The 25,973-nt window shown below is 40.6% G+C and carries 20 protein-coding genes; 7 read left to right on the top strand and 13 right to left on the bottom strand.

The window, feature by feature from the left end:
* Positions 1–18: 18 nt before the first annotated feature.
* Positions 19–966 (bottom strand): transcription antitermination factor NusB, encoded by a 948-nt coding sequence (nusB, locus tag IQ31_RS02695; RefSeq protein ID WP_070565546.1) that lies wholly within the window; start codon positions 964–966, stop codon positions 19–21.
* A gap of 60 nt (positions 967–1,026) precedes the next feature.
* Complete coding sequence (locus IQ31_RS02690; RefSeq protein WP_088162143.1) at positions 1,027–2,106, bottom strand: Glu/Leu/Phe/Val family dehydrogenase; 1,080 nt, start codon at positions 2,104–2,106, stop codon at positions 1,027–1,029.
* Between the two features lie 181 nt (positions 2,107–2,287).
* Between IQ31_RS02690 and IQ31_RS02685 the strand changes: the two genes are divergently transcribed.
* Together IQ31_RS02685 and IQ31_RS02680 are read left to right on the top strand one after the other, a co-directional pair.
* Positions 2,288–4,069, top strand: a complete 1,782-nt coding sequence (locus tag IQ31_RS02685; protein ID WP_145327039.1) for an ABC transporter ATP-binding protein — start codon at positions 2,288–2,290, stop codon at positions 4,067–4,069.
* A 94-nt stretch (positions 4,070–4,163) separates the two neighbouring features.
* Complete coding sequence (locus IQ31_RS02680) at positions 4,164–4,508, top strand: magnetosome magnetite crystal formation protein family (RefSeq protein WP_088162145.1); 345 nt, start codon at positions 4,164–4,166, stop codon at positions 4,506–4,508.
* A gap of 96 nt (positions 4,509–4,604) precedes the next feature.
* On the opposite strand, the gene IQ31_RS02675 is transcribed toward IQ31_RS02680, so the two are convergent.
* The 6 genes from IQ31_RS02675 to IQ31_RS02650 form a co-directional block, all read right to left on the bottom strand.
* Positions 4,605–5,846, bottom strand: coding sequence for an MFS transporter (locus tag IQ31_RS02675; protein WP_145327038.1), 1,242 nt, complete (start codon positions 5,844–5,846; stop codon positions 4,605–4,607).
* Positions 5,847–6,006: 160 nt separating this feature from the next.
* On the bottom strand, positions 6,007–7,101 hold the full coding sequence (locus IQ31_RS02670; protein ID WP_244294311.1) for a dipeptidase: 1,095 nt from the start codon (positions 7,099–7,101) through the stop codon (positions 6,007–6,009).
* A gap of 1 nt (position 7,102) precedes the next feature.
* The gene (locus tag IQ31_RS02665; RefSeq protein ID WP_088162147.1) at positions 7,103–8,209 is read right to left on the bottom strand and encodes a D-TA family PLP-dependent enzyme; all 1,107 of its coding nucleotides are present in this window, start codon (positions 8,207–8,209) and stop codon (positions 7,103–7,105) included.
* Positions 8,210–8,219: 10 nt separating this feature from the next.
* A complete protein-coding gene (locus IQ31_RS02660; RefSeq protein WP_075993294.1) occupies positions 8,220–8,684 on the bottom strand; it encodes a RidA family protein in 465 nt (154 codons plus the stop codon).
* A gap of 30 nt (positions 8,685–8,714) precedes the next feature.
* On the bottom strand, positions 8,715–10,043 hold the full coding sequence (locus IQ31_RS02655) for a GntT/GntP/DsdX family permease (protein ID WP_088162148.1): 1,329 nt from the start codon (positions 10,041–10,043) through the stop codon (positions 8,715–8,717).
* 234 nt (positions 10,044–10,277) lie between these two features.
* Complete coding sequence (locus IQ31_RS02650) at positions 10,278–11,735, bottom strand: aminoacyl-histidine dipeptidase (RefSeq protein ID WP_088162149.1); 1,458 nt, start codon at positions 11,733–11,735, stop codon at positions 10,278–10,280.
* Between the two features lie 128 nt (positions 11,736–11,863).
* Here IQ31_RS02650 and IQ31_RS02645 point away from each other — a divergent pair, with 128 nt between their 5' ends.
* Entirely contained in the window at positions 11,864–13,348 is a 1,485-nt protein-coding gene (locus IQ31_RS02645; protein ID WP_088162150.1) for a glycoside hydrolase family 130 protein, read from the top strand.
* On the opposite strand, the gene IQ31_RS02640 is transcribed toward IQ31_RS02645, so the two are convergent.
* On the bottom strand, positions 13,320–15,533 hold the full coding sequence (locus IQ31_RS02640; protein WP_145327037.1) for a glycosyltransferase family 4 protein: 2,214 nt from the start codon (positions 15,531–15,533) through the stop codon (positions 13,320–13,322). The two genes, IQ31_RS02645 and IQ31_RS02640, sit on opposite strands and share 29 nt — an antisense overlap.
* A 359-nt stretch (positions 15,534–15,892) precedes the next feature.
* Between IQ31_RS02640 and IQ31_RS02635 the strand changes: the two genes are divergently transcribed.
* Positions 15,893–16,483: a sugar O-acetyltransferase gene (locus tag IQ31_RS02635; protein ID WP_145327036.1), complete on the top strand. Its 591-nt coding sequence runs from the start codon at positions 15,893–15,895 to the stop codon at positions 16,481–16,483.
* A 70-nt stretch (positions 16,484–16,553) separates the two neighbouring features.
* Here IQ31_RS02635 and IQ31_RS02630 read toward each other — a convergent pair whose 3' ends face one another.
* From IQ31_RS02630 to IQ31_RS02620, 3 genes are all read right to left on the bottom strand, one after another.
* Positions 16,554–16,970: a GNAT family N-acetyltransferase gene (locus tag IQ31_RS02630; RefSeq protein WP_145327035.1), complete on the bottom strand. Its 417-nt coding sequence runs from the start codon at positions 16,968–16,970 to the stop codon at positions 16,554–16,556.
* A complete protein-coding gene (locus IQ31_RS02625) occupies positions 16,967–18,475 on the bottom strand; it encodes an NAD(P)H-hydrate dehydratase (RefSeq protein ID WP_145327034.1) in 1,509 nt (502 codons plus the stop codon). The genes IQ31_RS02630 and IQ31_RS02625 overlap by 4 nt, the downstream gene beginning before the upstream one ends.
* 180 nt (positions 18,476–18,655) lie before the next feature.
* Positions 18,656–22,078 carry a trifunctional glycoside hydrolase family 18/polysaccharide deacetylase/glycosyltransferase family 2 protein gene (locus IQ31_RS02620; protein WP_145327033.1) on the bottom strand — a complete coding sequence of 1,141 codons (3,423 nt, stop codon included), beginning with the start codon at positions 22,076–22,078 and terminating at the stop codon, positions 18,656–18,658.
* Between the two features lie 165 nt (positions 22,079–22,243).
* On the opposite strand from IQ31_RS02620, the gene IQ31_RS02615 reads away from it, so the two are divergent.
* The 3 genes from IQ31_RS02615 (at position 22,244) to IQ31_RS02605 (ending at position 25,116) form a co-directional block, all read left to right on the top strand.
* On the top strand, positions 22,244–23,083 hold the full coding sequence (locus IQ31_RS02615) for a DUF4846 domain-containing protein (protein ID WP_145327032.1): 840 nt from the start codon (positions 22,244–22,246) through the stop codon (positions 23,081–23,083).
* A 253-nt stretch (positions 23,084–23,336) separates the two neighbouring features.
* Entirely contained in the window at positions 23,337–24,539 is a 1,203-nt protein-coding gene (gene hmpA / locus IQ31_RS02610; protein ID WP_232475555.1) for an NO-inducible flavohemoprotein, read from the top strand.
* Positions 24,540–24,636: 97 nt separating this feature from the next.
* A complete protein-coding gene (locus IQ31_RS02605) occupies positions 24,637–25,116 on the top strand; it encodes an RrF2 family transcriptional regulator (RefSeq protein ID WP_088162157.1) in 480 nt (159 codons plus the stop codon).
* Positions 25,117–25,684: 568 nt separating this feature from the next.
* Here IQ31_RS02605 and IQ31_RS28040 read toward each other — a convergent pair.
* Complete coding sequence (locus IQ31_RS28040) at positions 25,685–25,816, bottom strand: hypothetical protein (RefSeq protein WP_280176843.1); 132 nt, start codon at positions 25,814–25,816, stop codon at positions 25,685–25,687.
* Positions 25,817–25,973 lie beyond the last annotated feature (157 nt).

Below are 25,973 nucleotides of genomic sequence, written 5' to 3'. Positions count from 1 at the left end.
TTATTTATGCGTTTGGTTTTAATCTCTTAAACCACGACCTGCCTTCTGGATTCTTCCCTGTTGGTTCAGATCGTTCAGTATTTTATCCAAGATACCATTGATAAATGTATTACTTTTCAATGTACTGAATACCTTAGAAATTTCAATATACTCATTTATTGTCACTTTCACTGGAATAGATGGAAAATTAACCAATTCACATATGGCCATACGCATCAATAATGTATCCATTAAGGCAATACGATCTGATTCCCAATTCTTCGTTTTCTCAGAGATAAGCTTTTGATACTCATTTGTATTGCGAATAGTTTTACCCAACAATGCAATGACATAGTCGCTATCATCATTCCAGTTTTGCGTAATCTCTGCAAGTTTATTTTTACGTGGATCTTCAGAACTAAAATTCTTAAAAGTCTTCGCAATCAACGCTTGCAATACTTCTTTATCTACCGGCCAGTTGATGAATTTTTCTTCAAAAACCTGCTCTATAACCGGCGATTTCAAGATGATCTTTTTAAAGATATGCTTGATGATATCTTTTTCCGTACCGATCGAACGATCTTCTTGTTGCAAGTACTCCAAATAAGCTTCAGAATCCTTTAACTGCAAAAATACAGTACGTACGATCTCCGGATCAAAGCTCCAGGAAATCTTATACTTTTTGACACCTTCTCCATATTGTGGATTTTGTCTCAATGACTCAATAAAAGTGTTTGTACTTAACTTGGTCGTTAAAGACAAGTCTTTTTCAGTTGGTAAAAACTTATTGGCCCTACCCTCTGCATCTATTAAGACATAATCAGATACTTCATCTAAAAGATTCAGTGTCCACATATACATCTCATAAACTTCATCCACATTTTTTAATAGTGCTTTCTCAAATGTTTTGATGTCTTTATCTTCCGAAAGACTGTACGCATAAAGCGTTTGCACTACTTTTACCCTCAGGTGTCTCCTGTTTAACATAGTAATTTTAAAGAACGATTTTTTATAAAATAATAAATAAGAACGATTTTGGGATGAAGACTATCTCTTGATTTTTTTAATATCTTGGATACGCTTCTCCGCGATGCGATTGGCCGCTTCAAAAGTAGAGATATTCTCTTCTTTTGATTTTTTTAACACGTCTCTAGTCGCATTATAAATATTTTTGATCACAAATTCAGTGTGATCTACGCCATAATTTTGAATTTCTGAATAACAGCCGATTAATGCACCAGCGTTGATCAAATAGTCAGGAGCGTATAATATACCTCTTTCATGAAGGATAGAACTTGTAACAAGTTCATCTTTCAATTGATTATTGGCAGAACCAGCAATAATTTTGCATTGCATTTTCTGTGCGGATTCTGGATTTACGGTACCACCTAATGCACAGGGAGAATATACATCAAATTCGTGATCGAATACTTCACCGTAAGGTATTGGTTCAGCTTTGTACTTAGCCGCTACTTTTAGCATTTTTTCTTCCGTAATATCGCTTACATATACACGCGCATTCTCTTCACGCAACATCGCAATTAAACGCTCACCAACACCACCTACTCCATGTACAATTACTTTTTTACCAGCAACATTTTCCGATCCGTATAATTCCTTTAAGCATGCTTTTATACCGAAATAAACACCTTGAGCAGCGAAGATCGAAGGATCACCAACGCCACTGCCATGAATTGCTTTTGGTAAACCTGCAACATGGTCAGTTTCGGTATAAATATGTTCTAAATCGCGTTGTGTGGTACCTACATCCAAAGAAGCAATGAAATTACCATTCAATCCTTCAATAAACTGGCCCAAACGGCGCAATAAAACCTCAGATTTGTCCAAACGGCTATTCCCAATAATAACAGCACTACCACCGCCTAAATTCAATCCAGTGATGGCTGATTTATACGTAATGGCCTTGGATAAACGTAAAGCATCCTCAATAGCTTCTTCTGTACTTTCGTATGGTAACATACGAACCCCTCCTATCGCAGGCCCTAAGGTTGTATCATGGATCGCAACGATAGCTTTCAAGCCCACTAATTCATCATTACAGAAAAATAAGTTTTGATGGCCAGACTGGCTCATCAATTCAAAAATAGAATTTTGAGATGTTGACATAAAATGTACTACTCTAATTTGTTTTAATTTTTTAAGGTACTTGATGCAAAAGTAGGAAAATTATTCGTTGTGCATAACAACTTTTTTTATCCAAGACTTAACATTTGATTTCCGAATGACAGTAAATTCACTCAAATCGTAAAGCATTTTGATGAATTAGTCCTACTTTTGTATTCGTAATATGAAGGATCTCGCCTACTTAAATAAGTACTTTTATAAATACCGCTGGAAACTGATTCCAGGGGTTATTTTTGTTATCATCTCCAACTATTTCGGGGTATTGCCTGCGAAGGTAATCCGCGAAGCATTTGATTTGGTACAGGAAAACATCTATCTATACCGTCTATTTGATGGTTTCGACAGACAGGAACTCGTCTACCAGGTATTTGGCACCAGTCTCCTGTTTTTTGGTTTCGTCGTTCTCCTACTTTCGCTGTTGCGGGGCATATTTTTATTCTTTATGCGTCAGACGATCATTTTAACGTCGCGTTATATTGAATACGACCTCAAAAATGAGATCTATAATCATTACCAAGATTTAAACTTCGGTTTCTTTCGGAAGAACAATACCGGAGATCTCATGAGCCGAGCCACCGAAGATGTCAATCAGGTACGTAACTACCTCGGACCCGCCATCATGTATGCGATCAATACCGTAGTTTTATCGATCATGGTCATCTATGCGATGTATAGTGTCAATGGACGGTTGGCGACCTATGCATTGGCGCCAATACCGGTTCTATCGGTTATTATTTTATTTGTCAATAAGATTATTAACAAGCGTAGCTTAAAAATTCAGAAACAACTGGCGAACCTTTCTTCTTTTGTGCAGGAAACTTTTGCTGGTATCCGCGTGATCAAGACCTATACCAGAGAACAAAATAAAATGCAGGAATTTGAGAAGGAAAGTACCATTTACCGTAATACGGCTCTTGATCTCGTCAAAGTGCAGGCTGTTTTCTTTCCGCTTATTCTATTGCTTATTGGGCTCAGTACCGTAATCACCATTTATATTGGTGGAATTGAAGTTGCCAAAGGAACAGTCACTGCCGGAAATATTGCTGAGTTTATCATCTATGTCAACCAATTGACTTTCCCTGCCATGTCTTTGGCTTGGGTTACCTCATTGGTACAACGTGCTGCAGCCTCACAAAAACGCATCAACGAATTTCTCCATACTGAATCTCCAATTGTTAACGGAACAGCTACCAAAGAACTAGCGGGTGAAATCAGGGTTGATGGAATCTCCTTTACCTATCCAGAAACAGGTATTCAGGCGATTAAAAATATATCGTTCCAAATTCCGGTCGGCAAAACACTTGCTATTATCGGAAAAACAGGATCCGGAAAATCCACGCTGGCCAACTTACTCCTTCGGATGTATGATATCGACAAAGGAAGTATTCATTATGATAGTCTTGAAATTAAAAACCTTGATTTCAAAAGTTTGCGCCAACAAGTTGGATTTGTCCCACAAGATGTTTTCCTATTTTCAGATACCATTGCCAATAATATAGGCTTTGGTTTAGACCACTTTACACAGCAACAAGTTGAACAGGCCGCCAAAGATGCCGCTGTATACGACAACATTATAGCTTTTGAAGATGGATTTGAAACCGCCGTTGGGGAACGTGGTATCACCCTCTCCGGTGGACAAAAACAACGGGTTTCCATCGCACGCGCTTTAATTAAGGAACCCAAAGTATTGATTTTTGATGACTGTCTTTCAGCCGTGGATACAAAAACAGAAGAAACAATTCTCCGTTCGCTAAGCCGCATCATGAAAGGCAAGACCTGTATTTTTATTGCCCATCGCATCTCGACAATCAAGAATGCAGACCATATATTGGTGATGGATCAAGGAGAAATTGTGGAACAGGGTACACATGCTGAATTGATGGAGAAAAGAGGTGAATATTTTGAACTCCATGAAAAGCAATTACTGGAAAGTGTCGAAGGATAATTAAAATATCCCTGAATTCAGCTAAAGGATGTAAGGGATATCTCTCCTAAATTTGACTTAAATATTTAAGTCAAACATTTTACATTAAAGGATCATGGAGAGAACCCCTATTCAGAAGGCTACGTCAAGTGACGGAAAAACAATTGCTATTATTTCTTACTTAACCATCATCGGCCTTGTTGCTGCCATCATTATGAACAACAAGGAAAAGACTGCTTTAGCGCAATTCCATATCCGACAAAGTATAGGAATTTCAGTAACAGGAATGGCGTTGGGACTGTTACGTTTTGTTCCAGGTATTGGCGGAATTGCCATTAGTATTGTTGGATTGCTCCTACTTATTGCTCTTATATTAGGATTAATATCCGCATTTTCCGGAGAGCGGAAACCACTCCCCTTTATCGGTGAAAAATACCAGGAATGGTTCAATATGATCTAATCAACATTTTCAAGACATGGAGCACCTTCCCATCAAAGATGCTCCATGTTATCGTTTTTTATGAACGTTCTGCCTTTAATTGGACGTAGCGCATCTTTAGCTAGCTTTCATATCCGGCACCGCTTTCTCCTCTTTAAAAAACAGGGCAAATAGCACAAGACAAAAACCAGAAATACCTGCTGGAATAAACCAAAGATATTCCCAAAATTGAGCAGCATAAGCTGTTTTTAGGTAATCTGAAACAGCACCGGCAACCCAAAATCCGATCAGCATACCTACACCATACATCGCGATGGTAATAAGACCCTGTGCAGAAGCTTTGTATTTTTCACCAGCAATTCGATCGGTATAGATCTGACCCACTACGAACATAAAATCATAGCAGATGCCATGCAATAAAATTCCGAACAGCAATAAGAATGACCGTTCCTGTCCGTCGCCGTAAGCAAAAAACAAATAACGGAGTGCCCAGGCCGCAATGCCCAGTAAAATCATCTTTTTATACCCCAAGCGTCTAAAGAAAAATGGAATCAACAACAAGCAGATGGCTTCGGAAAATTGCCCCAATGCCATTTTTGCTGTGGGATTGGGTATTCCGGCGTTGACCAAAAATGGGTTCGCATTTTGATAATAGAACGAAATGGGAATACAGATGACAATTGCTGTTACAAAAAAAATCAGAAAACTCCGCTGTTTTAAAAGCTTCAATGCATCCAAACCGATTGCCTTTCCAAAATCAAACTTTTCATCTCTAAGCTTCACCTGTGGTGGTGTTTTTGGCAATGCTAGACTGAAGACCGCCAATAATAACGAACAAACCGCGCCCATAATAAAGGTATTATGCAGGGCACCTGCCTGTATCGATTCGGGAGCATCCCAACGGAACAAATAACTGATCACGAGTCCCGAACAGATCCAACCGATCGTTCCCCACACGCGTACCCCCGGAAAATACTTCTTCGCGTCTTCAATATTCCGGAATGCGATTCCATTGGATAAGGATAGCGAAGACATGTAAGCCATAAAATAGACAAATACATAGGGATAAAAATGTGTCGCATCCGGTGCTTGCGACATCCCGTAAAGTAGTGCAGCTCCAATGAGATGTAATGCTGAAAGTACCCGCTCGGCATTAAAATACCTGTCGGCGACAAAACCCACAAAAAAAGGAGCAAATACAGCACCAAGGGATTGTGTCGCAAAAATATTTGCGACCTCCATACCCGAGGCATTGAGCGATTTAATGAGGTATGTTCCCAAAGTTACAAACCAAGCCCCTTTGATAAAATACTCTAAAAACATCATCAGGGACAATTGCACGCGTAATACTGGTTTCATCTATTAATTGGTGTTGGAGGTGTTTGTTTTGATTCGTTTATTCGGCTTCGCTATTGTTAACTATTTGCTCTTCAAGACATGCTATCATCTGGGTAGGTTATTGACCTATTTGTGCTCAAGGATGTCTCCATTTCTTTTCTTAAGATTCGATTATCTTTTCTTAAGATTCTGGCAATGCATTTCGCATAAAATTAAGCCAGTTCTTGCTGGCAATCTTTTCAAGATCCGTGTTATCATACCCTCTTTTTGACAGGATACCAAATACTTTTTGGATATCAGCAATCGTTTCCAGATCATAAGGACACTGCTCACGGCCAAATGCTCCGTCTAAATCGCTCCCCACGCCAACATGATCTACATTTCCTGCCAATTGACAAATATGATCAATATTGTTGGCCATGATATCCATGGAGCAATTGCTTGTTTTAGGGTCGGATACACCGCGGACCCAATTCGGTACCATCATCCAAGCATCGAGCGCTACACCGATCACCGCTTTTTTCTCCACAAGTGTCTTAATCATTTCATCACTGAACTGCCTATTATGATCCACAAACTTGCGGCAATTATTATGACTGGCCCAAATCGCACCCTGGTAACGTTGTACAGCATCCCAAAAAGCATCATCATTTAGGTGTGTCGCGTCCAATATCATCCCCAATCGCTCCATTTCCTGCAACAACCTTATTCCCTGCTCATTAAGCTTGCCGGATGAATCTGTTCCATTGGCATATCTACCTGGCCCGTAATGTGCTGGTCCAATCGCTCTTAAACCATAGTTATAGGCTGTTTCGAGATAGCTGATATCCACAATGGAATCGGCACCCTCCAGACTCAGCAGATATCCGATTGGCTTATCGGCATGATCACTGCCATCCGACCAGAGCGCCAAATGCTGGTCCAGATCAGTTTTTGTACAGATCATTTTCATTTGGCCATCGGCTTCCATTGCTTTATACCATGCAAGCTGACCCTGTGTTTGTGCCCATGCCTGTTCCGGTGAGTACCAGCCTGGTAATAGGCTATCGGGTTTTACGAATCGAGCGATTTGTGTAGCAACAACCAAACCAATATGACCACGACGCAATTCGTCAAAAGTGACTGTTGCCTTAGCCCGATCGGGTTTGTCATCCATCCCCTTTTCCCTACGGTTCAGTTCAGTAATCGGCAATCGAAGATCCCGATTCCATTCCATGGCATTCATACTCAAATCCAAATGTGCATCGACCAAAAATGGCATTTCAAATTCGTACATATCAATAATTTATTTTTTTATTTCGCGCATAAACAGTCCAAATTTGATCTGCCTGCCGTTCATTGACAACTTGAAGTTCGCCATAACAAGCTACTGTCGGACAGATATGTCGTGGCACAGCATACAGCGCATCGCCAATATTAAATTGTGCAGTATTGGAAACTTCAACAACCAAATGTTCTTCACTCTGCATTTTTATTTCGCCAATACGGGGATCGAAAAACTTGACGCGAGGCTGCGGCGATTCACATGCAACTGATTTATACCCCAGGTCCAAACAAAGGTGCTTGTGATCAACGATAGAAACGACTCGCGTCAAAAGTACCGCCGCAAGCATAAAATCCTGTTCTGCGTAATTTTCGGCATAGCCGAAATCCCAAAACACAAACGTTCCGGGACTGCATTCTACATCGCTGCGTTCGGCATGAAAAGGGAAACTTGGTGAACCGCCAATAACTTTAGTCAAAGGTTTAGAAGTGGACACCTGCGCCATAAGATAGGCAGTTTCGAGTATACCATATGAATGTTGGGATTGCTTTTCGCGAAGTTTATAATCCTTATCATGAATATGACCGTCATAACCATGCACACCTACCAACTGAATACCTTCCAAAAGATGGATATCCATAACGAGACGCTCAATCCCTTCTAAAGGTAATCCTGTACGGCCCATGCCAATATTAACATCCAGATAAACAGCGCTGCGTAAGCCTTTCGACAAGCTCCACTTTGAAATCTCCTGTGCTGCATCGACATGATCCACAAGACAGGCAAAATGTGTCTCCGGAAAGGCGGTTACAAGATTCAAAAAACGATCTATCTTTGGCCCTACGGGCTGGTATGCCAGCAAAACATCTTTTGCACCGATAACACCCAATAGTTCAGCTTCTGCAATGGTTGCACACTTAAACTTTGTAATCCCCTTATCCATCATCAGTTGGCATACTTCCCGACACTTGTTCGTTTTGATATGCGGCCGCAATCGATCAGCCCGCCCATGCACAATATGTAAAGCGCGGTCTATGTTCTTGACAATGCGATCAGGATAGACCAGCAAGGCTGGCGAATCGACCTGATCAACATCATGTATATGGCACCAAGTTTCCATACAATTCCGATTAGTATAACTCAAATAATGCTTCGATTTCTACGGGAATATTATCGGGCAAAGATCCAAATCCAACTGCACTACGTGTTCCAATACCATTCTCTTCTCCCCAAACCGCAGCGAATAGTTCACTACAGCCGTTAATTACACCTGGATGATAAAGAAAATCCGAGGTACAGTTGACCATACCCAATACCTTGATCACACGCTTGATTTTGTTCAATGAGCCCAAATTGGTTTTAATGGTCGACAACATGGTTAGGCCTACTTGTCTCGCTGCAAGTTTGCCTTCTTCAGGACTGATATCACTTCCAATGCGACCGATAATTAATGCAGCATCATCTTGTACGGGACCGTGACCAGAAAGATACAGATACTTGCCGTCAATGACGTATGGTTTATAGACACCTTTAGGTGCCGGTGCTGGAGGTAATGTCAAACCTAATTTTTCGAATTGTTCGTCTGCGTTGTACATCTTTAACGATTTTAAAGTTTAAAATAATAGCTAATATAAAATTAATTGCAATAGTAAAACAGCAAGGAGCCCAACAATGGAAACAATCGCCTCCATGATCGACCAGGAAAATAACGTATCCTTTACGCTTAGGCCAAAATACTCTTTAAATAGCCAAAATCCGGCATCATTGACATGGGAGAACATCAGACTTCCGGCTCCTATCGCCAATACCATAAGGTTAGGGTCCGCTTTTCCCCCTGTAACAATAGGTAGCAGAACACCAGCGGCTGTCAAGGCGGCTACTGTGGCCGAGCCGACACAACCTCTGATAACAGCTGTAATTAACCAAGCCAACAGTAAAGGTGAAATGGGGAGCTGCTGCAGGGTATTGGCCAATAACAGACTAACTCCACTGTCCTCCATAACTTGTTTAAAGATTCCCGATCCAGCAATAATCAATAGAATCATGGCAATATCTTTCACCGCAGACTCATAGATTGTCATCACATTGGCCATCGATCGTCCCAATTTCAATCCTAATAAATAGGTTGCTACACCGACCGCAATAACCATAACAACGGTAGGGTTGCCGATAAACTTAACTCCCTGCTGCAGCGCTATATTGGTTGTATGATAGCAATAAGGAAGCAATGTAAATAAGACAATGAGCAATACCGGCAGCAAGGCAACAGCCAGACTTACCCCCACTGTCGGGCGCGGATACTGCGCTGACTCCGAACGATCTTTCTCGCTAAAAATTGATTCCTGACTTGCCCGTATATTTTTGAGGCTTCTTCCAAAAATTGGCCCACCCAAAATAATAGCAGGTATGGCGATCAACAGACCATAGATAAGTGTCAGTCCCATATCAGCGTGAAACAGGGCAACTAATGCAACTGGGGAAGGATGCGGCGGAATAAAGCCATGTGTTACAGACAGGGCTGCCAGCATCGGTAATCCGATATATACTGCCGGCAACTTATAGCGGTAGGAAATCGAAAATATCAAGGGAACTAATAAGACAAATCCGATTCCATAAAATAACGGTATTCCAACGATAAACCCCGTCAACATAAGCCCCCACTGAAGATATCGTTCTCCCATCAGGCGGACCATTTGCTCAGCAATAATCTCGGCGGCCCCACTTTCTGCTACAATTTTCCCCAACATTGCGCCCAATACAATAATTAAAGTCAGGCTTCCCATAACGCCTGCAACACCTTTTTCAACTGTACCCACCAACTGTGCCGGTGGAATACCCAAACAAAGTCCACTGAATAAGGAAACAACTAAAAAAGCGAGAAAGGCATTGATCTTAAAATAAGTTATGCAAAGGATAAGCAAACAAATGCTGATTACAATGAGGATTATAGTCATTATATCACTATTAGGTTTTCCCTCAATTTGAGAGCTTGTATAAAATTTGGTCTATTAAATCATTTTTTCATCCTGAAAGTAAGGTTATTTTTCATTTTTTGCAAGGAAAATGAAAAATTAATGAAAATAAAAAAGGTATGGCTTACACCATACCTTTCTGTTTCCGTGACCTATCTCTTTTTGCTTTCATGACCTATCGTCAAAAAAAATCAGCAATAGGCCCTTGTTGAAAATTTATTTTTTAGGGATCTCTTTGAGAATTTCGAGCACAAAACTCCAAAACTTCTGTACCGAAGAAATGGAGACACGCTCTGCAGGCGAATGTGCCCCTAAGATTGTTGGTCCAAAAGAAATCATATCCATTTCGGGATAGTTTGTTCCCAAGATACCGCACTCAAGCCCGGCATGGCAAGCCACCACTTCTGGAGCTTCACCATGTTGTCTCGTATAAATTGATTTGAGCACTTCTAAAATCTCAGAATTCGGATTAGGTGCCCATCCTGGATAATTGCCCGAAAAACCGACGGTAAAACCACCCAGTTCAAATGCAGCTTGTAAAGATTGAGCTAAATCAAATTTAGACGTTTCAACAGAAGATCTGGTTAGACATTTGATGGAAACCTTTTCCCCACCTACTTCTACTTTAGCAATATTATTGGAGGTTTCTACCAAGTCTTCAAAATCGGCGCTCACACGATAAACACCATTTAAGGCCGCATAAACGCTGTTGATCAGGTTTTCCTGCACGTTTACTGGAACTACAGTTGCATAAGCAGCATCAGTTTGCTTCACCACAATTTCCATAGCCGGTTCTGTCGTTGCAAATTCCAATTTAATATCCTGAGCCAATTGTGTCAAATTCTGAACAAAGTCAGTTGCTTTATCCTTACTGATAACCACCTTTGCAACACTTTCTCTCGGAATTGCATTGCGTAGACTTCCGCCCAATAAAGAAGCAATACGCAATCCATAATGTGCATTCGTGCCAAATAGCAAACGGTTCATTACTTTATTGGCATTGGCAAAACCTTTATGAATGTCCATACCAGAATGCCCCCCATGTAGTCCTTTTACTGTAATTTCAAAAGATAACGTATCAAAAGGACAAGGCTCTGCAACATAGGACTGTGTTGCCGTCACATCAATCCCGCCAGCACAACCAATATCGATTTCAGTATCATTCTCTGTATCCAGATTCAACAGGATTTCACCAGAAAGCACATCGCCTTTTAAACCTAAAGCTCCCGTCATGCCTGTCTCTTCATCAATCGTAAACAAAGCTTCAATGGCAGGGTGTTCAATAATGGATGATTCCAAAATCGACATGATTGTCGCAACGCCAAGACCGTTATCTGCCCCCAAAGTGGTACCCTCAGCTTTTACCCAATCACCATCAACGTACATCTTAATGCCTTCATTATCGAAGTCAAAAACAGTATCGTTATTTTTTTGGTGCACCATATCCAAATGCGACTGCAATACAATCGTTTTACGGTCCTCCATTCCCGGAGTAGCAGATTTTTTGATGAGCACGTTGCCAATCTCATCAACGCTTGTTTCTAAACCCAAGGATTTACCAAAGTCTACCATAAAGGCAATCACGCGCTCTTCTTTTTTAGAAGCTCTCGGGACCGCATTCAATGCAGAGAAATTTTTCCAAATTGCTTTTGGTTCTAAACTATTTTCAATCATATCTAAATTTTTTCCTTGGTCAAAGTTACTCCATTTTTATTAGATATCCGGTGATTATTGGCTTAGAATAAAAACAAAAGCCAATCACTGTTCGTTCTAATACAGGGTATAAACATCAACATATCATTATGCATAGACCAGTACAAGTTGAACGGAAGGATATTTACTTTAAACCAGATAAAAAGAGAGTTTTAGCACGTTTTTTCTCACTGGGGGATGATCGTACCATTAAAGTTCTCAAACGTATCTTATCCTTGAATGAATCAGAGCGAAAAGAAGTCTTTGGCCAGGTACTCCGAAGCTATACAAAAAGACATCGTAGTATAGTCCATATCTTTGAACGTAATTTTGACCGCATAAGCCACTTATTGGAAAAGATTCCATTTCCAAAAGAGAAACTGAGCCAAATTGACAAGCTACTGATCGGCTCCTATTTCACGATGGAATATTCGATTGAATCGGCGGCATTGTTTAATCCCTCCATTATAGAACATCCGGACCAGACAGAATTATTCAGGGGTGAAAAACGCATTATTTTGAGTTTCAGGGCAACCGGAGAAGGCCATGTCTCTTCGATCGTTTTTCGATCAGGGACATTGGATGTTGACAACAATATACATATCGATTATGTCGGCAGTTTATTGGATAAACCTATGCAAGTCAAAAATCACCGTTATCACAAGGAGTCATTCTTAAAGAAAATGAATGAGTTGCATGCCGAGCCAACGGAAGTCAAGTCCAAACTGGAAGCCAAGCTAACGGAGACATTTACCTACGAGGAACTCAAACGGTACATCGATGAAGTACGGCGCGATAGCGACGAAAACCTGGAAAATGTGACATTTCTACAACAGGCGCTCTGGCTCGCTTCCTCGCATTATGAAATGACTTTCTCCCTGGATACTTCCATTTCAGAACGTGTGATATTTCCGATTGCCGATACCGAAAAGAGAGGAATTGAAGATGCGCGTTTCGTTCAGTTCAAAAACGAAAGAGGTGAGAGTACGTACTATGCAACATACACCGCTTACGATGGATTCAGCATCCTCCCGAAATTACTCACCACAAAAGATTTTTACCATTTTAAAGTGAAACCTATTTATGGTGAAATTGCCAACAAGGGGGCTGCACTATTTCCACGTAAAATAAATGGACGTTATGCGATGCTCTGCCGCATTGATGGTGAGAACAACTACATCGCCTACTCCAATAATATCAATATATGGCAGGAAACGGCCATCCGGATTCAACAGCCAGAATATCCGTATGAATTTGTTCAGATCGGTAATTGCGGGTCGCCGATAGAAACGCAATACGGCTGGCTGATTTTAACCCATGCCGTTGGACCAATGCGTGAATATGTCCTAGGCGCAGCTCTTTTGGACTTGGACAACCCGCATGTGGAAATTGGACGCCTACATAGCCCATTGATGACGCCCAATGACGAAGAGCGAGAAGGCTATGTACCAAACGTCATTTATTCCTGCGGAGCGATAGTACACAACGAACACCTCATTTTACCTTATGCGATGTCCGATTATGCATCAACCTATGCGACCATCAAGCTCGAAGATTTATTGCTCGCTATCTTGAATCCTGATCGTTATCAATAAAAGCACGGTAAACTACGATATAAGCCAAATAGAAACAAAGGGTACTCTCCGCCCCTTGGTTTCTATTGATGCCATAGGATTCGAGGCCATCACAGCAACCTTTAGTTTCCTCATCATACAAACCGAGCCGAAGATCATTCTCTCCTAAAAACCAGCGGAAAGAAGCAATCATACGGGTAAAATAGACCTTTTTATTGGTCAATCGAAAAGCTTCACGATACATAAATACCATTGCCGTGACATCAAGTGGCTGCTGACCAAACTTGCTGATATGCTTCCCTTGCTTGGCCCACTCCTGGTTTCCGACCAATGAAAGCGCACCATTCTGGACAGTCATACTTTCGAGAAACTTTAAAGTCGATAATCCCAACTGTTTTATTGTTTCATCGTTCAAAAAAGGATAGGCCGTCAATAACGCATAGGGCAAAATTGCGTTATCATAACTCAATACCGCTTCAAACCATTGCCAGTTTTCATCTGAGCTTGCCTCGTATTCCCGTACCAGCTTGCCGATAAGGGCCCGCATTAACTCTATCATCACCTCGTCATTGGATTGATGATGCAAATATTCCGCAATTCCCAGTACAGTATAAGCTATCGCCCGGTTGGAACGCAACTGGCCAAAATTTGGAACGGCCCTAAAAAACAGTTCATGCCCCAATTGATAATAGCTTGTCAATTTTGTCTCCCGAAGAAGTACGCCCAATGCCCATATCGTCCGTCCAAAGGAGTCCTCCGAACCGACCTCATCGAGGAAACTATGTTGGAAATTCATAAAATTGTGAAAAAGCCCATCTTCGCGCTGATGATAATAGATATAACTCAAGTAGGTCGAGATGCGACGATCGAGCCTTTTGTCAGCAAAATCTTGCTGTGCCAATAAAGTAACTAAAAGTGCTCTTGCATTATCGTCCAGACAATAGCCCTCTTTGTAGTTCGGTAGCGAATAAGTTGCATGCTGTAAGATACCGACCTGATTGGTCAGTCTGTCGATATGCTTCCAACTGAATTTGGGCATTTCCTCTATACTAAATCCAACATTTTCTTTGAGGCTATCATAGGTAGGAATAATTTTATCTAAAATTCGTGTGTACCGAAGGCCTATATTTTTCCAGGTCATCTCTTTACCAAATATACGGGCATTGTCTCTTAGTGTTGTGCGATAGTCCAAATTTAAAAACAGATTTTTGAGCACCTCGGCCATCTTGGCTGAATTTTTAAATTCGACGAGCACTCCCCTTCCATCAGCGAGCAATTCTTTGGCGTGCCAATAAGGAGTGGACACCACCGCAGCTCCGGCACCGATGGCGTAAGACAATGTTCCACTTGTAATCTGTGCCTCATTGACATAAGGTGTAACATAAACATCGCAGGCACATAGATACTCCACAAGATCGGCTTGACTAACAAAGGAATTAACAAATTTCACATGTTCCTGCAACTGATAGGTTTCCACAAGACTGCCCAGGTATTCCCGATATTCCTCGCCGGAATGTGCCAATACATTGGGATGCGTTTTACCAACAACGAGGTACAACAGATCCGGTTCATCTTTGACGACCTCAGGGAGGGATTCAATCACCATTTCAATTCCTTTGTTTCGCCCCAAAAAACCGAAGGTCAATAAGACTTTCTTCCCGGAAAGTCCTTTTTTAAGCTTGGCAAGCTCATGATCTAAAGTAAACTCCGGCACACCGTGGTGTATCAGCCTAACTTTGGAGGTATTGACCCGATAAATCGATTTGAGTAATGTAATTGCATAATTGCTCATGACGATTACAATGGAAGCCCGTTTTACAATTTCAATAAGAATGGCCTTTTCATCAACATTGGGTTTTTCGAGAATGGTGTGAAAATTAACAAGTAGCGGAATGTGTAATGCATTAATCAATGATAAGATATATATGCCGCTATTCCCTCCAAAAATGCCATATTCGTGTTCGAGTATGACGCAATCGTACCCGTTTTCATTAATATAATTTGCGGCTTCAATATAGGACAATTGACGATGTTGATCTATTTTAAACACGACCTCACTGGGATAAACATAGTCCCGATCCGCGACCGCAAAAACATGTTGCGTCAGTTCCTGATTATGCAGTGCTACAGCATGCAATAAATCTGATGTAAAAGTGGCAATTCCACATTCTTTGGGCAAGTAGGTACTTATATAAGCAATCTTCATTGGAATAATATTTTGAATATAGCCCGGACAAAGGCAATAGCATCGTGTGCTCCACTATCTAAATGCGTTTCGAACGAAAATTGTTTGTCACAACTGTATGAATTAAATCGGAGGAAGGTTGGACGACACTTTGTGCAGATCAGTACGTTGCTATAAAACCTGGCGCTGAAAAGCTGTCCATTTGTTGGAAACAGTATAATTTGTTGGAAAACAGGGTATCCATTGATTATGCTTAGTAGAAAACAGAACCTTGATTATGCGAAATAAGAGTGCTCAATATCCTAGATTCACAACACGTAGATTGCTATTGCTTTTAAAAATCAATTTATCTAAGTTTGTTACAGAAAAACGGGCATTGAATGAAATCAGCAAAGGAAAAAATGATTGCCGGACTTCCCTATATTGATTCGGGGGGGCAATTATTTAAGGAAAGACAATACGCAAAAGAAGAACTGAAGCGATTTAACGATTCAGAGCCGAAACAACTGAAATTCAGAAAACAGATTATTCAAAAACTGTTTAAAGCGACGGGAACCCGATTCTTTCTCGAACCTCCTTTTCGTTGCGATTATGGTTATAATATTGCTATTGGTGAGAACTTTTACAGCAACTATAATTGTACGATTTTAGATGGCGCACCGGTTACCATAGGCGACAATGTATTATTTGGGCCCAATGTAAGTCTCTTTACAGCTGGTCATCCCCTCCATTTTGAAGCAAGAAATCAAGGTTGGGAATTTGCGTTGCCGATCGTTATCGAAGATAATGTATGGATCGGTGGACATGTTGTCGTCAACCCCGGCGTGCGAATCGGAAAAAATTCGGTCATTGGTTCTGGATCGGTCGTCACAAAAGATATACCAGCGGATGTCGTAGCTGCAGGCAATCCTTGCCGGGTGATACGTAACATTACCGAAGCGGATCGGATCAACTATACTGAAAATCTGTAGGGATAACACAGGTCACAAGGGATAACATGGGCCACATTTATAAGAAAACGATCTATCTTCCCACTTACTGTTAACTTACAGAATCATTTGTTAAAGATAATGAATAGGTGACGGTGGCTTCATGTTGTTTCAGAAGAGCAAATCCATTACTTGTCCAAAAATGTTGCTGATCGCCGGTCACATTTGCAAGAAGATATTGACCAGCAAACGTATGGATAAATAGTCGCGCATGCTTCAATAATGCTTTGCCTACACCTTTCAGCCTTACATGTGGAGCAACAGCGAGGAAATGGATTGTATAAGTATCACCTGAACTAATCAGGCTCAGCACGCCTACCACTTCGTTTCCATCGTAGGCCGCAAAATGCGTCGCTTCAAAATCGCCCTCCAACATCACCTCGGCCAACTTACCTTCCGGAGCGAAAACCTCTTTTCGAAGTTTCCAGGTCCGGGCGGCAAAAACTTGTTCAATGTACCAATCTATCATAATCCTTTTTCTAAAGACATAAACGCGTCGGAAAGATGATTGATGGTATCTGAAGGTAATAAGGAATAGGTGCCGATCGTCTTCACTGCAATATCTGCCGCGCGCCCATGCATATATACCCCCATAATTAAAGCCTCTTTAGAAGAATAGCCCTGTCCAAGCAAGGAGGTGATTATCCCTGTCAGTATATCACCACTGCCTCCTGTTGCCATCCCAACATTGCCCGTACTATTGAAGTACACCATCCCATCGGGCATAATCATAGCACTATTAGCCCCTTTTATTAATACGTAAAACTGATGTTTACGTGCAAAAACATTCACTTTCTCAATCTTTTCAAAATCATCTTGCCAAGCACCCAATATCCGGCTAAGTTCTTTGGGATGGGGAGTCAATATACTATGCGCTGGAACAAAAGCCCAAAGATTCGGTTCGCGGGAAAGAATATTTAAAGCATCAGCATCTAATACCAAAGGAGTATCATTAACACGGGTTATAAATACCTTTAGCGCATCAATTGTATGCGGCGCTGTTCCCATGCCGATTCCGATACCCACAGACTGATGGCCATCGATTACCGGGAATTGGCTAATAAAATCTTGTTCAGGATCAGTCAACACCATCGCTTCGGGCACAGCGGTCTGTAAGATGGTATTACCACCGTCAGGTACATAAGCGGAAGCTAAACCGCAGCCCGCTCGAAGAGCCGCTTTTAACGCAAGCTGAACGGCCCCCATTTTACCTTTACTTCCGCCAATAATAAGGGTATGACCAAATGTTCCCTTATGATCAAATTTCCTTCGTTGTCGATAAAAGGACCTGACAAGCGGCTCGTCGACATAAAAAAGATTGGTTTCTGCCGCTTCAATTGCTCGTTGGCTAAGATCGATATCCAATACCTTGAAGTCTTTTACATACCATTGGTTTTCGGGCAGCAGCAAGGCCATCTTGGGAAACTGAAAGGTATAAACCAAATCTGCCTTTACAATTGGAACATCTGCAGCAGTCTTTTTATCTGCCAGTAGTCCAGAAGGCATATCGACGGAATAGATCCTTGCACCACATCCATTTATACTGGAAATTATACCGTTCCAATCAGCTGTTAATACACGCTTTAATCCATAACCAAACAAGCAATCCAGTACGATTGCATCGGAAGGGATATCAATCTGGTTTTCCGCTGCAATTTTTTGAATCATATGATTGGGTAAACGCTTTTGATTGGCAAGATTATCAGCGGAGTAATCCGCTACATCCATTAAATAAACCTTGACTTGGGCCTGTTGTTGATCCAACAGACGAGCCAGCACCAAGCCATCGCCGCCGTTGTTTCCTTTACCGCAGAAGATGAAAAAGGTACTGTGCTCCAATCGGGGATGAAGCTTTTTAATTTCCTCAAAAACAACTGTTGCAGCTCGTTCCATCAGGTCTAGACTACTGATTTTTTGATCCTTTAGGGTTTCACTATCAATCCTGTTTATCTGCTGAGCGGAAAGTATCTTCATTTGGTCGCTATTTTTATTGAAAGTACCTATTCTCAAGGTCAATTAAAAATCTCGGTATAATTTTTTGGCAGGCTGGCGATAGTGATCCTAGTGTACGATCCGACGAAGGAACTACATCAGATCGCTATCGTTTAGCTCATGCACGTGTCTGCTTTTTATTCACTTGTTGTTACCGGCTTCTTATTCACTTGTTGTTACCTCTTTCACCCCGCCCGTACGTTTCAAGGTACCCCAAGTATTTAATTCACCTTTAATCGCTTTTCTGACAGATTTGAATAAAACGAAGTACATCAGTTGACGCCAGAAAAAACGCTGCGGAAACAAATAAATTAAATTGCTAAGCTTCTCGCCTTCCATTTTAAAGGCAATACCTGCAAAGAACATATCCACGAATACAAAAAGGAAGTAATAAAACATCACTTGACCAAAACCGTTATGCAGTGAAAATAATCCTGCAATTCCCGTCCAGCTGATACCATTTACCTCGCTTAAGGAGAAAAGACCACTCACTAGAGAGAATAACATAAAAATATCGACCAAAGGAGCAAATAAAGGAAGTATAATCTGAAAAATCAGAATATTAGGCATTCCGACCATACCAAAATAGCCATATTTGGGATTCAACAAGGTCTGTTTATTTTTCCAAAAACTCTGCAACACACCAAAACTCCAACGGAAACGTTGCTTGAAGAGCATTTTGACCGTATCTGGTGCTTCCGTATAAGCGATTGCTTCAGATGAATTTCGCACGGTATAACCCGCTCTTAATATACGCATGGTTAAATCACAATCTTCCGCTAATGTATCCGTAGTAAATCCGCCCACTTCCAAAATAACAAATCTACGAAAGGCCCCAATTGCTCCTGGTACGACCGATATCATATTGAGCAAATCGAACGCTCTCCGATCCATATTCTGTGAGGTGATATATTCGATCGATTGCCAATGTGTCAATATATTATGCACATTTCCCACTTTAACACTACCCGCAACAGCGGCGATCTGAGGTTTATTGAAATATTTCATCAACTGTTTTAACGCATCTGTTTTCAATTGTGTATCGGCATCGATACAAAGCACAAACTGTGCTTCGGATTGTTGGATACCATAGTTAAGCGCAGAAGCCTTGCCCCCATTTGGTTTTGTAAATAACCTTACTTTAGGATGATCGCCATACACCTTACTGACAATCTCAAAAGTCTTGTCTTTTGATCCATCATCAACAAAAATCAATTCATAATTGGGGTAATCCAAATTCAACAGGCTTTTTATCGTTGCCAACACTGTTATTTCCTCATTATAGGCAGGAATGATCACACTCACCTTTTCCCGAGGTTCCACAACCAATTGAGATCGCTCTTTTTTACTTTTTTGTTTTTGTCGGATTGCCAGATAAGCAATCATTGCTGTTCTAAAAATTGCCAATACAATTGCAACGGAAAAAACCAAGTTAAGGAAGATGTTACCGTAAAACAATGTTCCTAAGAACAAGCGGTTGGAAGATCCACTAAATCCCGAATCGGAAGCATTTTCTACAGGAGGCATCAGTTCATCACGTTTTTTCCCCATTAAATCTCCAATCGTCGCAAATTTATAACCATGTGATTTAAAATAATGAATAATGCGCGGCAAGGCGGCTATAGTCGCTTCTCGATTGCCTCCGGCATCATGTAATAGAATAATGTTTCCATTATCGCGTTGTTTTATGACTTCATTATAGATTTCATCTGCCGTACGACCAGGTAACCAGTCGTTGGGATCAATATACTCGCCGATATTGATGTAGTTCTCTTTCCGGCTCTGAGCAACAGGCAGAATTTCGGCAACAGTCTGTGGCTCGGCATCGGCATTAAAAGGGGCCCGGAAAAGAATTGTACTATGACCGGTTATGCATTCGATGATCTTTCGGGTGGCATTCAGTTCAAACTTAACGCGATTTGGGCCTATTGTAGACATATCAGGATGAAAAAAGGTATGGTTACCGAGTTCATGTCCTTCTTGATATTCTCTCCGAACCAGATCCATATTTTTCTCAGCCATAACACCAACAAGAAAGAAAGCTCCGGGAACATGTTCCTTTTTTAATATATCTAATACTTGTGGTGTATACGTAGGATCGGGACCGTCGTCAAAGGTCAGGACCACAGTATTATCTCTTTCTCCAAAGCGTTTGATTACATAATTACTTGGCGTCTTTACATACTCCTGATTCTCAACCATAAGCGTTGATGGGTCGTAAGTGAATTTCACTTCCCCCGGAGCAGGACTATTGACCAAGTCCAAAATTTCCCCATCCCCAATATATTGAATACCCCCGACATTGATCTGGCTTATCTTTCCAAAGTCAAAAGGTTCTTTTTTCAGATTTTCTCGGTCCAATGATCTTGAAATAAATGACCATAAACGGGAGTCTTCACTTCCTAAACGCCAAAGTGCAATACCAGCTAGCCCCCAGTCATCTGCTTTGCGGATAAGATTAAAATAGGTTGCAGCGTCTGTAAAATAGACATCATGATGCATCCCTGTCCCATCTTTATAGCTAAAGTTGAGATTTGCAGATTCGGGATCAAAAGTAATCTTAGCATTGTAATTATGCGCCAAAATAACAGCATTATCATATGTCAATGTCTTGCCGACACTGCCTTTTGGCCAATCATATCCATAACAGGCCAAAGCCAGGATCACCTTGTCTGCATCGATCTTATTGCAAAGTTCATCAAGATTTTTTTCGACCCATGCCTGATGTGAAATGGCGCCGGCATTACTTTCAATGGAATGCTGATCATAAGCCATAAGTATGATGTAATCGTTGTACTTTTGTAAGGCAATGGGATCGTAATCATCATTTTCAGGTGAAATATCCTGCGTGACAAGTAGGCCTTCTGTATGAAATACCGTATAGATGTGGCCCATAAAATCATTCAGCGCCTTGTGGTCATCCAACTGTAAATTCTCAAAGTCAATATTTATGCCAGCAAAGCCATTGCGCTTCACTTTAAGAAGGATATCGTCTATAAAACGCTGTTGTTTATCCGGATTAAGTAAAATAGCCTTTACAGTCTGCCCGTCAAAATCGTTACCACTGAAATTGGAAATCTGTGCGATAGCTTTGCGCTTATATTGATGAATGACCTTAAGCGCAGCAGTATCTGCTTTATCCACTACTGTATCTTGATTAGGCACAGTAAAAAAGGATTCCATAGCAACCATATCCAAATGACCAATATTGCGGCGTAGATCCGATAAAGACTGCTCACGAACTTCATTAGACCAAGAACTAACATAAAACCCCATATTGATTCTATCTTTGGTACCAATATGTTTCAAATGCTTCAGCTCCCGGTCACGTTTAATCTTCTCCAATTCGGATTTTACAATGGTAAACTCCTTAAATTGTTTGGATTTTTTTAATCTGGCGGTGGACTTTTCAGTCAATGCTGTGTTGGTATTAATTGTTGGAAAAGGAGGAATCTGAATCTTTCCCAATGTATAAACCACACAGATAACACCAATGATCAAACCTATCACCAATGCTCTGCTCATCCATGAAAAAGCGTACCAGCGCTTTTTGCTTGACGTCTGAAAAATCTGTTTTCCTGACATAATCGTATTCTTATTAACTTCGGCTAAGCTACATCAGAAAATGATCCAAAAAGTAGATGAATAGCTTAAAAATTTCTTAATTTTTTCAAATGATTCACACTTCGAATTATATCTAAATTTAAGTATATTCGATAAAACGCAATACACTAGCTCAGAAACTTTTATATGAGATCAATATATGTACTCATTCCACTCCTCTCGTGTCAGGTTTTCAGTGGATGTGGGCAGCCAAATGTTGCTGCACCTAATAACAAAACTTTGAATCCGGCAACTACTGCGTCAATAGCACCTAACGGAAATCAGTTTATCAACCCCGATGGGATGACGATCAAATCGCGCATTTTGTTACCAGAAGGCTTTAAAAGGCCTACCTACCGGGTCGAAGAATTTGGAAATTTTCTCGAAAATCTTCCATTATACCCCATCGACCAGGAGGTACATTATTATAACGGAAAAATTAAACCTAGAAATAACATCTACAATAGTGTTGTGAAGCTAGACATAGGAAAGCGCGATTTACACCAATGCGCCGATGCTGTAATGCGACTCAGGGCAGATTACTTATACCAACAAAAGCGGTATAAGGATATCAAATTCAACTTCCTTTCCGATAGCAAGCCCCGCGCATATACAAACTATGCAAAAGGAGACTACTCCTACCCAACCTATTGGAAATACCTGGAATATGTGTTTGCCTATGCCAATACGGCTTCGCTACACGATGAGCTGCCCAGCGCAAAAACGACTCAGGAAGTTAAGATTGGAGATACTTTTATCCAGAAAGGATCACCCATTGGCCACGCAATCATTGTAGTTGATCTAGCCAAGGACAATACTGGAAAAACAATCGTGCTGCTCGCGCAAAGTTACATGCCAGCCCAAGAAATACAAATTTTAAACAATTGGAACAACAGCACGCTTAGTCCTTGGTACGATATAGACCAGGATATTATAAAAACCCCTGAATGGACATTTTACCCTAAAAACCTCAAAACATGGGAATAGCCAGGGTTAAAAACTTGTGAATAGCCAGAGCTGATCATAATAATACTTTTTCAATCGATCAGGTGATGACCAAACAACAGGTAAAAAATAATAAAAGATATTTTTGTCTTTTATTATAAATTTCTATTTTTGTACCCGATAGTCACTTGCAAATGAACCCTATCAAGGTTTACAAAATTCCTCGTAGCGAGGTGGATTTTTTGTTTTTTATTCCGATCAAATAAAAGATAAAAAGGTATTTAAATATTTTATTATGATTACTGAAGCACAAAAAGAGTTAATCAAAGGCACTGTACCGATTTTAAAAGAACATGGTGTAGCGCTGACTAGTTATTTTTACAAACGTATGTTTGCCCACAATCCTGAGCTTAAACATATCTTCAATATGGGAAACCAACAAAATGCGCGACAACAAACGGCGTTGGCTACAGCTGTGTTAGCCTATGCGGAGCATATCGAGAATCCCGCAGTCCTCCTTTCTGCAGTGAAACATATTGGACAAAAACACAGTAGTCTCAATATTCGTCCGGAGCATTATCAGATTGTTGGCAAGCATCTATTGGCCTCCATTCAAGAAGTATTGGGGGATGCAGCAACAGAAGAACTGATTGAAGCCTGGAAAGTTGCCTATTTTCAATTAGCAGATCTGATGATCGGAGTCGAAAAGGATATGTATGATCAAATGATCCAGAACGAGGGCGGATGGACGGGTTGGAAGCCATTCACCATTGTAAAAGTGGTATCTGAGACCGCCGAGATTCAGTCTATTTATCTTAAGCCAACAGATCAAGGAAAACTTCCAAAACATGAGGCAGGCCAGTATGTAAGTGTACGTGTATTTCTTCCCGAATTACACCTGTATCAACCAAGACAATATAGTCTTTCCGATGCGAGCAATGGAGAGTACCTTCGGATTTCGGTAAAAAGAGAAGCTACGGAAGGAAAACCTGAGGGTATGGTGAGTAATTATATACATCAATACTTTGAAGTTGGAAAACAACTGGAACTCACAGCACCTACAGGTTCCTTTCAACTTATCGAAAGTGAAAAACCACATGTATTTATTAGTGGTGGAGTTGGTCAGACCCCATTAATTGCCATGTTAGAGCATTTAGCTGACAAGAAAGAAGACAAACCAATCACTTGGATCCACGGTTGCCGTAACCCTGATTTACATGCGTTTAAAGAAAGATTAATAACATTGGAAAATCAACATCAAAACATAACTAGTTTTTCTTTCTATGACGAAGCTCAAGATGCGGATGCCGACGTACTTGTGGGTTGGGTTGATCTCGCTAAAATAGATGCTTCGCATCTTCCACAGGAGGCAAACTATTACCTCTGTGGCCCATCAGGATTTATCAAAAAGCACTTCCAATATTTAACGAATCAGGGTGTCAACGCTGAGAACATTCATTTCGAAGAATTTGGTCCAGCATCTTTGCAACTAAATTAATTGCACTACCCCACTTCATCAAATAGTCATCCCTAATTTTTAATCATTGGCGGATGGCTATTTTTGATTTTGTACATTTGCAAAAAGCAAAAAGATTATGGGTATTTTTTCTAAAACATGTGAATATGGACTACGGGCAGTTTTTTTTATCGCACAAAGCTCCCAAGAAAATAAACGCGTGAGCATAAAAGAAATAGCAGAGAGCATCCATTCTCCGGAAGCTTTTCTAGGCAAGATACTACAGAATCTAAGCCGTGCAGGTATCATTCGATCCATGAAGGGACCTGGTGGTGGATTTTACCTCGATAGGGAAGACATGTCCACTCCACTATCCGAAGTCGTCAAAGCGATCGATGGTGAAAGTCTATTTGTCGGCTGCGGCATGGGGCTTGAATTCTGCTCCGAACAATATCCCTGTCCCTTGCATCACGAGTTCAAAAGCATACGCAACAACCTCTCGGAAATGCTTCAAAAAACAACGGTCGGCCAATTCAATGATGACCTGATTAAAGGGAAAATCCTGTTAACGAAAAGCCATATCGACCCGAATAAAACCACGGGTAATTCCTTGGATTAACAGGCTAAATCTTCAGCTTTTTCCTTCATTTTTTCTATTGAGTACCGTTTTGAAAATAATTCGGAAGACGTAAAATTCGCTTTTTTTCGTATAAAACTACACGTTCACATAATCCACATAACACAGCTGATTAAAAGCAATATAAAAATTACAAAACATTAGAATGTATCGCATTTAAGCGTCCCGGCATCCAATTATTCAAATCATTGAAATTACGCGAAATAGGATACCCCAAGACCATTTCTAAACTTGTTATCAGGTCGCCACCAAACTCGATATAACTCCCTGAAAGTAACCCTCACTTTTTATTTAATCCGCTCCATGAAACAAGGAAATAGGCTTTTTGTCAGCCTATACCAAGGCAACAATGCTCCTTTTTTGACGTATTTCTTTTGGGTTAAACCCAAAAAACATGAATTATTTTCTGACTATCACACCATTTTCATACAATTTTGCAGCTTTTAATATAAAACCAAAAAAAATACAAATTAACATCTAAACAACAACATATTACATATTTTATATAAATAAATAAAACACATATAAAACGGTTTAAAAAGCTTGATTTTTATAACAGAAAGGGTGTGGATAAAATTTTATCCACACCCTTTCTGTTATTCATGGATAGCGCTAAAGCGGGCATTCCCTCCAGTGCCGGATACAAAAAAATACAGGAGACCACAATCTTTAAATTCTTCATGTGTATTGTACAGTTCGAGGTCACAGTTCCCGCCATTAACGATGATTACCTACGAAAAGAGCATCCATGTAGTAGAGCGCGCACTTGTACTTAACTATAATTTCTCTAGCGCTTCTACCAACATCATGCGAAACGTTTCGACACCCAAAGCAAGTTC

The sequence above is a fragment of the Sphingobacterium siyangense genome (assembly GCF_007830445.1).
Classification (GTDB): Bacteria; Bacteroidota; Bacteroidia; order Sphingobacteriales; family Sphingobacteriaceae; genus Sphingobacterium; species Sphingobacterium siyangense.
The sequence above is the reverse complement of the archived record's forward strand: the minus strand, read 5'-3'. Positions and strand labels throughout refer to the sequence as shown.

Excerpts from the sequence above, each read along its gene's own strand:
- IQ31_RS02675 (WP_145327038.1), bottom strand. The coding sequence starts at position 5,846 with ATGAAACCAGTATTACGCGTGCAATTGTCCCTGATGATGTTTTTAGAG.
- IQ31_RS02660 (WP_075993294.1), bottom strand. The coding sequence starts at position 8,684 with ATGTACAACGCAGACGAACAATTCGAAAAATTAGGTTTGACATTACCT.
- IQ31_RS02630 (WP_145327035.1), bottom strand. The coding sequence starts at position 16,970 with ATGATAGATTGGTACATTGAACAAGTTTTTGCCGCCCGGACCTGGAAA.
- IQ31_RS02635 (WP_145327036.1), top strand. The coding sequence starts at position 15,893 with ATGAAATCAGCAAAGGAAAAAATGATTGCCGGACTTCCCTATATTGAT.
- IQ31_RS02680 (WP_088162145.1), top strand. The coding sequence starts at position 4,164 with ATGGAGAGAACCCCTATTCAGAAGGCTACGTCAAGTGACGGAAAAACA.
- IQ31_RS02685 (WP_145327039.1), top strand. The coding sequence starts at position 2,288 with ATGAAGGATCTCGCCTACTTAAATAAGTACTTTTATAAATACCGCTGG.
- nusB (WP_070565546.1), bottom strand. The coding sequence starts at position 966 with ATGTTAAACAGGAGACACCTGAGGGTAAAAGTAGTGCAAACGCTTTAT.
- IQ31_RS02625 (WP_145327034.1), bottom strand. The coding sequence starts at position 18,475 with ATGAAGATACTTTCCGCTCAGCAGATAAACAGGATTGATAGTGAAACC.
- IQ31_RS02650 (WP_088162149.1), bottom strand. The coding sequence starts at position 11,735 with ATGATTGAAAATAGTTTAGAACCAAAAGCAATTTGGAAAAATTTCTCT.
- IQ31_RS02690 (WP_088162143.1), bottom strand. The coding sequence starts at position 2,106 with ATGTCAACATCTCAAAATTCTATTTTTGAATTGATGAGCCAGTCTGGC.
- IQ31_RS02670 (WP_244294311.1), bottom strand. The coding sequence starts at position 7,101 with ATGTACGAATTTGAAATGCCATTTTTGGTCGATGCACATTTGGATTTG.
- IQ31_RS02605 (WP_088162157.1), top strand. The coding sequence starts at position 24,637 with ATGGGTATTTTTTCTAAAACATGTGAATATGGACTACGGGCAGTTTTT.
- IQ31_RS02615 (WP_145327032.1), top strand. The coding sequence starts at position 22,244 with ATGAGATCAATATATGTACTCATTCCACTCCTCTCGTGTCAGGTTTTC.
- IQ31_RS02620 (WP_145327033.1), bottom strand. The coding sequence starts at position 22,078 with ATGTCAGGAAAACAGATTTTTCAGACGTCAAGCAAAAAGCGCTGGTAC.
- IQ31_RS02665 (WP_088162147.1), bottom strand. The coding sequence starts at position 8,209 with ATGGAAACTTGGTGCCATATACATGATGTTGATCAGGTCGATTCGCCA.
- hmpA (WP_232475555.1), top strand. The coding sequence starts at position 23,337 with ATGATTACTGAAGCACAAAAAGAGTTAATCAAAGGCACTGTACCGATT.
- IQ31_RS02645 (WP_088162150.1), top strand. The coding sequence starts at position 11,864 with ATGCATAGACCAGTACAAGTTGAACGGAAGGATATTTACTTTAAACCA.
- IQ31_RS28040 (WP_280176843.1), bottom strand. The coding sequence starts at position 25,816 with ATGAAGAATTTAAAGATTGTGGTCTCCTGTATTTTTTTGTATCCGGCA.
- IQ31_RS02655 (WP_088162148.1), bottom strand. The coding sequence starts at position 10,043 with ATGACTATAATCCTCATTGTAATCAGCATTTGTTTGCTTATCCTTTGC.
- IQ31_RS02640 (WP_145327037.1), bottom strand. The coding sequence starts at position 15,533 with ATGAAGATTGCTTATATAAGTACCTACTTGCCCAAAGAATGTGGAATT.